Here is an 8,520-nt window from a genome sequence, read left to right as displayed (position 1 = left end):
TCCTGCTTGCCCTGAGCCTCGGGCTGCGGAAGTTCCTGAAAGGCGACGAAGGAAGGATGCTCCTCAAGGTGCTCAGTTACGCAAGCATCTCAAGCATCATATTCGGCATACTCTACAGCGAATTCTTCGGGGCTGCGCTCCCATGGCCGGCGCTGTTCTTCTCCCGGCACCTCAACATAGGGGTTGCCGCGGGCGGTCACGGCCCCCAGGTAGCCGAGCTCATGGTCCTTGCGATCTGGATCGGTATCCTGCACATCACGCTCGGGCGCATCCTCGGCATGGTCAATGCCCGGAAGTTCCACCATGGGAAGCATGCGGCCAAGGCGGCAATCGCCAACGCCGGATGGCTCGGGACGATGTGGGGGATCATCATCATGATCTGGGCCTTCTACGCCATTCCGTTGATGCCCGACCTGACGGGTCTTCCTGTTGTCGTCATGGGGTTCAACGTTGCCGCCGTAGCAGGAGCAGTCCTTCTGGTGGCAGGCATCATAGGCATCGCCCAGGAGAATCCGCTCGAGCTCGTCGAACTCCCGTCGATCATCAGTCACGTGTTATCTTACGCCCGTCTTGTGGCGGTGGGCTTATCCTCGGTCGCTATTGCGATGGTGGTCAACTTCATCGCGATTGGCATGATGATACAGCCCCAGCTTGAAGCGATCACACCGGTCGGCGTGATCATCATCATCTTCGGCATTCTCGTCCTCCTGTTGGGCCACCTGCTAAACACAGCACTTGGTCTCCTCGGCGGCGGTCTGCACTCGATTCGTCTTCACTATGTTGAGTTCTTCACCAAGTTCTACAAAGGTGGAGGCAAGAAGTACAATCCATTTGGTATGAAATCTAAGTTTATGGAGGAGTAAAAATGGTAGATGTTGGCATGACTCTTGAAATGGTACAGGCATCGCAGTTGGGAATGAAAGCACTCGGTGCAGGCCTCGCTGTCGGCCTCACCGGCATCGGCGCCGGTGTCGCCGAGATGGCGATCGGTTCTGCTGCGGTCGGGGCGACGGCAGAGAACCGCGACGTATTCGGTCTGGTGCTGCTCCTGACAGTTATTCCCGAAACCATCGTCATCTTCGGTCTTGTGGTTGCACTGCTGCTTCTGTTCTGATGGAGTGAACCATGGGACTCGAAGCAGTCGTCAACGAGATCCGGGAGAAAGGGCGAAGAGAGGTTGAGGCGGCCCGGGCAGAGACCCGGGCCGATGTCGAGGAGATCCTGAAGGATGCACAGGCCCGGGCTGCCGCGATCAAGGTCTCGGCTGAAGAGGAAGCAGACCGGGCGACCACCCACACCATCAACCAGGAAGCCTCGGCGGCGAACCTCGTCGTCAAACGACAGGTCTTAAACGCCCAGAAGGTGCTCCTGGATCAGGTCTACTCGGCCTCGCTCGCTGCTGTCGGTGACCTGCCTCCTGAGTTCCACGAGAAGGCGCTCACAGACCTGTTGAAGAGAGCGGCGAAGGAGATTAAGAAAGGTACCGTGCATACAAACGAGCGGGACATCCCGGTTGCCGAAGGAATCATCTCCCGGTTAAAGACTCTCTCGGGCTACGCCGTGGGTGACCCGGTTGAGATTCCCGGCGGCATCATCGTCGAGAGTATCGACGGCGAGCTGCAGCTCGATTTCAGTTACAGCACGTTTCTGGATGAGATCTGGGAATCCGCCCTGAAGGATGCGTCGGATATACTGTTTACATGAGGGGGTTCATACATGGCAGGGATAAGTAGCGGATTGGCGACCAATTACATCTACGCCTGCACCCGCATGCGGGTACGGCGCTCACTGCTGATACCGCGCGAAGATTATCTCCGGATGCTGAATATGAGCCTGCCTGAGATCACCCGGTTCATCGGCGAGACCAATTACCGGTCCGAGATCGATGAACTCGGCACCTCCTTCTCCGGGATCAACCTCGTTGAGGAGGCCTTGAGCTGGAACCTTGCCAAGGAGTACCAGAGTATCCTGGAGCTTGTGCCCGGGGAACTGAAGTACTTCACCGCGAGTTATCTGCGCCGATGGGATATCCAGAACGTCGTCACTATCCTGCGCGGTAAGATGCAGGGTATGCGGCCGGGTAAGATCAAGGAGGTCCTGATCCCGGCCGGCAAGCTGGACAAGATCGCTCTCGACCGTCTGATCGCCGAGGAGTCGCCGGAACGGGTCGCCGAGGCGCTCAAGGGCGAGCGGTTCTACCCGGTCATCGAGCGGGAACTTCCCCGTGCGATGGAGACCGGGTCGTTTGCCCATCTCGAGAACGAGCTCTACAAGGGCTATTACGCACGGCTCGTCGCCGACGCCACGGAAGGCGTCAAAGGCGGTGAGATCTTCCTGAAGTACATCCGGCTTGAGATCGATATCCGGAACATCCAGAATCTCTTCCGTCTCCGGGCGGGGCACATCCGTGAGGATGTCAGGGAACTGATGATCCCCGGCGGCTCCTTTAAGGTGGAAGAACTGCAGCGGCTCTCGGGGCTTGAGGACCAGGACGAGTTCATCGACGCCTTAAAGCGACAGGTAAAGATGACCCCGCTCCTGAATGCGCTCGAGGCGATCCGGGGCACGACCGCCATCCACGAGATCGAGGTTGCGCTGACCCGGGTTCAGCTGGATCAGATGGAGCGGATGTCGAAGCGGTATCCGTTCTCGATCCTTCCGGTCATCGTCTACCTTGAGGAGAAGAAGTACGAGGTCGCGAACCTTCGCGCCCTCGCCCGGGGCAAGGAGGCCGGCCTCCCCGGTGAGCGATTACAGGGCTACCTGGTGATGTAGAATGGAGATCGCAATAGTCGGTACCAGTGAATTCATCCTCGGGTTTCGGCTCGCGGGGGTTAGAAAGACCTACGCGGCCGAGACCGACGAGCGGCTGGTCGAGTACATCAACCAGGTGCTGGATGACAGGGACGTCGGCATCCTCGTGCTGAAGGGCAGCGACATGGAGCGGATCCCCCTGCGGCTTCGCACCACCCTCGAGAACTCCGTCAAGCCGACGGTGATCGCGATCGGCGGAGAAGAGGGCGGCCTGTCGATGAGAGAGAGAATCAAGAGATCGGTGGGTGTTGATCTGTGGAAGTAATGAAGAAAAGCAAGGAGAACGGGGCTCAGGGAGCCCTGAAACGAATTTCTGGGCCGGTCGTCACTGCTGTCGGTCTCGACGCACACATGTACGACGTGGTGAAGGTCGGCGATGAGGAACTGATGGGGGAGGTCATCAAGATCGAGGGTGAGAACACCATCATCCAGGTCTATGAAGACACCGCCGGCATCAGGCCCGGCGAGCCGGTGAGCAATACCGGTCTCTCGCTCGCAGTGGAGCTCGGGCCCGGTCTGCTGACCAGTATCTACGATGGGATCCAGCGGCCGCTCGAGGTGCTCGTGGACAAGATGGGCAACTTCATCGAACGCGGCGTCTCGGCTCCCGGCCTCTCTCACGAGAAGAAGTGGGAGTTCGTGCCCACGATGAAGGTGGGTGATGTCGTCAAGGCCGGCGATATCCTCGGGACGGTCCAGGAGACGAACATCGTCCACAAGGTCATGGTCCCGCCCCGCTCGAAGGGCGGTAAGATCAAGAAGATCGTGGGCGGCAATTTCACGGTCGACGAGACCATCTGCACCTTCGAGGACGGCACCGAGATCACGATGCTCCAGCGCTGGCCGGTCCGTGTGCCCCGCCCCGTGAAGGAGAAACTGAACCCGGACATCCCGCTGATCACCGGTCAGCGGATCCTGGACGGTCTCTTCCCCATCGCCAAGGGCGGCACGGCGGCTATCCCCGGCCCGTTCGGGAGCGGCAAGACGGTCACCCAGCAGCAGCTCGCAAAGTGGTCCGATGCGGAGATCGTCGTCTACATCGGCTGCGGTGAGCGCGGCAACGAGATGACCGAGGTTCTGACGGAGTTCCCCGAACTTGAGGACCCCAAGACCGGCAAGCCGCTGATGGAGCGGACGGTGCTGATCGCAAACACCTCGAACATGCCTGTCGCGGCCCGTGAAGCATCCGTTTACACGGGGATCACGATTGCCGAGTACTTCAGAGACATGGGCTACGATGTCTCCCTGATGGCCGACTCCACCTCCCGGTGGGCTGAGGCCATGCGTGAGATCTCGAGCCGTCTTGAGGAGATGCCCGGCGAAGAAGGGTATCCCGCATACCTTGCGGCACGCCTCTCGGAATTCTACGAGCGGGCAGGCCGCGTGGTGAACAACAACGGCACGAGCGGTTCGGTCTCGGTCATCGGCGCGGTCTCTCCGCCCGGCGGCGACTTCTCAGAGCCGGTCACCCAGAACACCCTGCGTATCGTCAAGGTCTTCTGGGCACTGGACGCGAAGCTCTCCCAGCGCCGGCACTTCCCGGCGATCAACTGGCTGAACTCCTACTCGCTCTACCTTGACGCGCTCAACGAATGGTACGACCGCGAGGTCTCGCCCGAGTGGAACCCGCTCCGGGCGTGGGCGATGGGTGTCCTCCAGAAGGAGGCCGAACTCCAGGAGATCGTCCAGCTGGTCGGTTCCGACGCTCTGCCCGACGAGGAGCAGGTCACCATCGAGGTGGCGAGGATGATCCGCGAGATCTTCCTGCAACAGAACGCCTACGATGCGGTAGATACGTTCTGCCCGATGGCCAAGCAGTACGACATGATGAAGGCAATCAAGCGCTACGCCGACCTCGCGCGTACCGCCCAGATCGGGGGAGCGACCCCGCAACAGGTCGTCGGCATCAAGAGCAAGAACGAGCTTGTGCAGATCAAGTTCATCAAGGACTACGAGCCCGTGCTCGATAAGATCCTGAAAGACATGGAAACTGAATTCGAAGCGATGAGGGCGGCGTGACCATGAAGGAGTACAGGACGATTGCACAGATTGCCGGCCCCCTGATCTTCGTTGAGAAGACGGAGCCGGTGGGCTACAACGAGCTCGTCAACATCGTGACCGCCGACGGCACGCAGAAGCGCGGCCAGGTGCTGGACACGAGCGACGAGATCGTGGTTGTCCAGGTCTTCGAGACCACCGCGGGTATCGGCAGGGACTCCGGGATCCGCTTCACCGGTGAGACGATCAAGATGCCGGTGGGAAGGGATATGCTCGGTCGTATCCTCTCCGGCGGCGGCAAGCCGATCGACGGCGGCCCGGAGATCGTGCCCGAAAAGCGGCTCGAGACCACCGGTGCGGCCATCAACCCCTACGCCAGGGCGCCCCCTGCGGACTTCATCCAGACGGGCATATCGACGATCGACGGGACGAACACCCTGGTTCGCGGTCAGAAACTCCCGATCTTCTCGGCATCTGGTCTCCCTCACAACGATGTGGCGCTGCAGATCGCCCGGCAGGCAAAGGTCCCCGGGTCGACCGAAGAGTTCGCCGTGGTCTTTGCGGCGATGGGTATCACCCGGGAAGAGGCCAACTACTTCATGGCCGACTTCGAGAAGACCGGCGCCCTTGAGAGGGCGGTCGTCTTTTTAAACCTTGCAGACGACCCGGCCGTCGAGCGTATCATCACGCCACGGCTCGCGCTCACCACGGCCGAGTACCTGGCGTTCGACCTCGGCTACCACGTGCTGGTCATCCTGACGGATATGACCAACTACTGCGAGGCGCTCCGTCAGATCGGGGCGGCCCGTGAAGAGGTGCCCGGGCGGCGCGGCTACCCGGGATACATGTACACGGACCTTGCCAGTATCTACGAGCGTGCCGGTATCATCAAGGGCGTCAAGGGCTCGGTGACCCAGATCCCGATCCTGACGATGCCAGGTGACGATATCACCCACCCGATCCCGGACCTGACCGGTTACATCACCGAAGGCCAGATCGTGGTCAACCGTGATCTGCACCGGAAGGGCATCTACGCCCCGATCAACGTGCTGCCCTCGCTGTCACGTCTGATGAACCTCGGTATCGGCAAGGGGCACACCCGCGAGGACCACAAGAAGGTCTCGGACCAGCTCTACGCGGCGTATGCCGAGGGTAACGACCTTCGTGGCCTTGTGGCCATCGTCGGCAAGGACGCGCTCTCGGAGCGTGACCGGATGTTCCTTGAGTTCGCCGACCTCTTTGAGGACCGGTTTGTCCGGCAGGGCCTCTACGAAGACCGGTCGATCGAGGAGACGCTCGACCTCGGCTGGGACCTCCTTGCGACACTGCCTGAAGAACAGCTCGTACGTATCGACCGCGAACTGATCCAGAAGTATCACCCGAAGTACCGGAAGAAGGCGCAGGGGTAAGTATCCATGGCGCTGCGAGACATCAAGCCGACCCGATCTGAGCTGATCAACGTCAAACGACGGATCAAACTCTCGGAGCGCGGCTATAACATCCTCAAGATGAAGCGCGATGGGCTGATCCTGGAGTTCTTCAAGGTGCTGCAGCAGGCGAAGGACAGCCGCGGCGCAATGCTGGAGCGGTATACACATGCGATGGAGATGATAGCCCTCGCGGAGACCGTCGAGGGTGCGATCGGGGTGAAGGCGGCCGCATTCTCGACGGCGGACGTCCCCGAGATCTCCCTCAAAAGTAAGAACATTATGGGCGTCGTCGTCCCGGAGATCCAGGCGTCTTCCGTCCGAAAGGGCGTGCTCGACCGCGGCTACGGGATGCTCGGCACCTCTGCCGTCATCGACGAGACCGCGGAGGCGTTTGAAGACCTGCTTGAGGCGATCATCGAGGCCGCCGAGATCGAGACGACCATGAAGCGGCTGCTCGATGAGATCGAGGGCACCAAGCGCCGGGTGAACGCGCTCGAGTTCAAGGTGATCCCCGAGCTCACCGAGGCCAGAGACTTTATCAAGATGCGGCTCGATGAGATGGAACGTGAGGAGCTCTTCCGCCTGAAAAAGATTAAGGCGCGGAGCGTCTGATCAGAGTTCGAGGTGATACCTGGTGGAGATCGGTACGCTTGCTGGTGCGGGGAAACTGACGGGAACGGTGATGCTGCGGGTCGACTTCAACTCGCCCATCGATCCCTCGTCGAACCAGATTCTGGACGACAAGCGGTTCCGCGAGCACCTGCCGACGGTGCAGGCACTCGAGGATGCGCGGCTTGTCGTCCTCACCCACCAGAGCAGGCCCGGCAAGAAGGATTTCACGACGCTTGAGGCGCACGCGGCGAAGCTGGAGCGGCTGCTCGGTCGCCCGGTGACCTACGTCGAGGACATCTTCGGCCGGTGCGCCCGGGAGGCGGTCCGGAATGCAAAGCGTGGGGACGTCCTGATGCTCGAGAACCTCCGGTTTGCCGCCGAGGAGAACCTGACCTTAAAGTCGGAGGAGGCAAAGAAGACCCTCCTTGTCCGGAGATTGGCGTCGATGGCCGACTTCTACGTCAACGATGCCTTCGGCACCGCGCACCGGTCGCAGCCGTCGATCGTAGGGCTGCCGCTCGCCCTCCCGTCGGTCGCCGGCCTCTTGATGGAGAAGGAGGTCGCGAACCTCTCTCGGGTATTCTCCGGCGCCCCGCGTCCCGTCACCTTTGTCCTTGGGGGGACGAAGGTGGACGACTCTCTTGCGGTCGCGGAGAACGTTCTCGCGCGGGGAACGGCCGACCGCGTGATCGTGGTCGGTGTGGTCGGAAACGTCTTCCTGCTTGCGGCAGGCTACAACATCGGGCGGCCTTCGGCCCGGCTGATCGACGATCTCGGTTACCGCGGCGAGGTCGAGAAGGCACGGGGTCTCCTTGAAACCTACCGGACCCGGATCTCTCTGCCACATTCGGTCGCCGTCCGTGAGGACAGCGAACGGGCAGAGTACCCGGTGGACGCCATCCCGGAGGACGCCCAGGTGCTGGACCTCGGGAGCGAGTCGATCGACCGCCTCTCAGGGGAGATCGCCAGCTCCGGGACGGTCGTGGTGAACGGGCCGGCCGGGCTCTTCGAGGAGGAGCAGTTCGCCGTCGGCACGTTCGAGCTCCTGAAGGCGGCCTCCACCGTGCAGTTCTCGGTGGTCGGCGGAGGGCACTCCGGCGCGGCCATCGAGCGGCTCGGTATCGAGGAGAGGTTTACGCACATCTCCACCGGCGGCGGGGCAGCGATCGAGTTCCTGACCGGGAAGAAGATGCCCGCCATCGAGGCGCTGGAGCTCTCCCGGAAGATCTTCGGGTGAAGGGCGTGATGCTCTCCTCTCTCCTGAATTTTCTCCGGCAACACCGGACCTGAAGTTCTCCAATGTTTGACAGTGGCTCTCTTCGGAGCCTGCGGTGAATGGTCGTCCGGCCTTCACGCGAGACCGGGTAAGTGACTGCTCCCGCGACTAAAGTCGCGGGCATCTACGGATGTTAACCGAGAGATTGCAGCCCCAATCTCATAATATTGATTGACGCGTTCAGATCGCGATTCATACTCAATCCACAGTACGGACAATTATGAACCCGATCCGATAACGTCTTTTTCACGAGTTGACCACATCGCGAACACATCTGTGACGTCTGTTTTGGATTAACAAGAACGACCGTACAACCCTGAGTTCCCGGTGAGTTAACAGTACTTCGCTAACTTCTTCCTCCCCTTTCTTTTATTCAACGTCTTTCTCCTC

The 8,520-nt window shown here is 60.7% G+C and carries 9 protein-coding genes; all 9 read left to right on the top strand.

All coding sequences use genetic code 11. The features are described from left to right. Window positions 1-863, top strand: an 863-nt coding sequence (locus PLN84_RS11925; protein ID WP_348532103.1) for a V-type ATPase 116kDa subunit family protein, incomplete at its 5' end; no start/stop codon positions are given. 2 nt (window positions 864-865) lie between these two features. After that, entirely contained in the window at window positions 866-1,114 is a 249-nt protein-coding gene (locus PLN84_RS11920) for an ATPase (protein ID WP_292383159.1), read from the top strand. Window positions 1,115-1,125: 11 nt separating this feature from the next. After that, window positions 1,126-1,704 carry a V-type ATP synthase subunit E family protein gene (locus PLN84_RS11915; protein WP_292383157.1) on the top strand — a complete coding sequence of 193 codons (579 nt, stop codon included), beginning with the start codon at window positions 1,126-1,128 and terminating at the stop codon, window positions 1,702-1,704. A 12-nt stretch (window positions 1,705-1,716) separates the two neighbouring features. Then, window positions 1,717-2,775 (top strand): V-type ATP synthase subunit C, encoded by a 1,059-nt coding sequence (locus PLN84_RS11910; protein ID WP_292383155.1) that lies wholly within the window; start codon window positions 1,717-1,719, stop codon window positions 2,773-2,775. A 1-nt stretch (window position 2,776) separates the two neighbouring features. Next, the gene (locus tag PLN84_RS11905; protein ID WP_292383153.1) at window positions 2,777-3,079 is read left to right on the top strand and encodes a V-type ATP synthase subunit F; all 303 of its coding nucleotides are present in this window, start codon (window positions 2,777-2,779) and stop codon (window positions 3,077-3,079) included. Then, window positions 3,079-4,833, top strand: a complete 1,755-nt coding sequence (locus PLN84_RS11900; protein WP_348532102.1) for an ATP synthase subunit A — start codon at window positions 3,079-3,081, stop codon at window positions 4,831-4,833. Before PLN84_RS11905 ends, PLN84_RS11900 begins: the two co-directional genes overlap by 1 nt. 2 nt (window positions 4,834-4,835) lie before the next feature. Beyond that, window positions 4,836-6,221 carry an ATP synthase subunit B gene (locus tag PLN84_RS11895; protein WP_292383735.1) on the top strand — a complete coding sequence of 462 codons (1,386 nt, stop codon included), beginning with the start codon at window positions 4,836-4,838 and terminating at the stop codon, window positions 6,219-6,221. A 6-nt stretch (window positions 6,222-6,227) separates the two neighbouring features. Continuing rightward, on the top strand, window positions 6,228-6,854 hold the full coding sequence (locus PLN84_RS11890) for a V-type ATP synthase subunit D (protein ID WP_292383150.1): 627 nt from the start codon (window positions 6,228-6,230) through the stop codon (window positions 6,852-6,854). A gap of 70 nt (window positions 6,855-6,924) precedes the next feature. Continuing rightward, window positions 6,925-8,091, top strand: coding sequence for a phosphoglycerate kinase (locus PLN84_RS11885; RefSeq protein WP_292383733.1), 1,167 nt, complete (start codon window positions 6,925-6,927; stop codon window positions 8,089-8,091). Window positions 8,092-8,520 lie beyond the last annotated feature (429 nt).

Source organism: Methanoculleus sp. (assembly GCF_035363275.1).
GTDB lineage: Archaea > Halobacteriota > Methanomicrobia > Methanomicrobiales > Methanoculleaceae > Methanoculleus.
Note: the sequence above shows the minus strand (reverse complement) of the source record. Positions and strands in the feature narration are given on the sequence as shown.